We start from the raw sequence: 1133 nt of genomic DNA, 5'->3' as shown, positions 1-1133 counted from the left end.
CACCGTCGAAGCCTACGAGCCGACCGGGGCCGCTGCCTCGTTTTCGGGCCCGTCCGGGGTTGCGGCGACCGTCACAGACCCACCGGGCCGGGTGCGGACAGGGCCGTCCGCCAACCGGCGGCTCGCCGCATCCGCCAGCCGATGGGTGTGAAAAACAAGTAGAAATAATAGTTTATCTAGTTTGTCTACACTATGCACGTCGGGCTAAATATTTAACTGCTTTTGGCACAGACCCTTTTGGTAAATTTGGCTGGTATAATTATCGTTTAGACAGAATAGTATCCGAACAATTAACTATTTTAAAATGGGGTAATTCTCAGATACCTAAAAAATCATCTAAATTATGGGAAAAAGGAAAATTACCAACTGTAGAATATATGGAACAAGAACTAGAAAAAGCTTGGGGATTTAACTTTTATTTGCTTCAAGATTTGTTAGTAATGATATTTGAATCTAAGTTTGCCCGTTGGTATGTGGATGATACTCTACGAAATCCTACATTTAAGCCGATAAAATATGAAAATTTATCAAAGTTAGTGCAAAAAGAAATAAAAAATCTCCAAGAGAAACAACAGTTATTGAATATTATTAAGGCACGTTATCCTCAAGATGCTTATTATTATGGATGGATAAGAAATGGAGATATTAATGTCTTAATGCGGTTGAGAGATTGGCGGCCAAAAGGGGAAGTTATTGCTCCTATTTCAATTCGAGAAAAGTTGAAATTAGAAGCAGAACAAGAATTAGCTAATTATCATCGGTAGCTTTGTTTTGTCGGGTGCATTGCAACGCACCTAAAAATTCCGGAAAAGTAGAACCCACATTCCGCACCACAAAATGTAGCAACCGAAGAAGGAGTCAGGAGACAGGAGACAGGAGACAGAATTTGAGAAGAAAATCATAACTGCCGTGATTGAGTAATCAATCAAATAAGTATTTGTGCTTAATTATTTACTCGGAATTTGATGAACGAAAAAAGTAATTGAGATGATTTGCATAATATAAATACCTACCAAAATACAAATTTATATCCCACATTCCGCACGACAAACATACTACAGTACCTTTTTCCACGAAGATGGTGGAACACAGATTCTAATATTAAGAATTATAGTCAATAGTTAATGTAGTAT

The 1133-nt window shown here is 38.5% G+C and carries 2 protein-coding genes; both read left to right on the top strand.

Features of this window, described 5'->3' with window-relative positions; translation table 11 throughout:
* Window positions 1-764: TIGR03985 family CRISPR-associated protein (locus tag F6K13_RS34285; RefSeq protein WP_287290104.1), on the top strand; the 764-nt coding region annotated here is incomplete at its 5' end.
* A gap of 14 nt (window positions 765-778) precedes the next feature.
* Window positions 779-904: a hypothetical protein gene (locus F6K13_RS34280; protein WP_275670434.1), complete on the top strand. Its 126-nt coding sequence runs from the start codon at window positions 779-781 to the stop codon at window positions 902-904.
* The last annotated feature ends 229 nt before the right edge of the window (window positions 905-1133 follow it).

The organism is Okeania sp. SIO2B9, from assembly GCF_010672505.1.
GTDB lineage: Bacteria > Cyanobacteriota > Cyanobacteriia > Cyanobacteriales > Microcoleaceae > Okeania > Okeania hirsuta.
The sequence above is the reverse complement of the archived record's forward strand: the minus strand, read 5'-3'. Positions and strand labels throughout refer to the sequence as shown.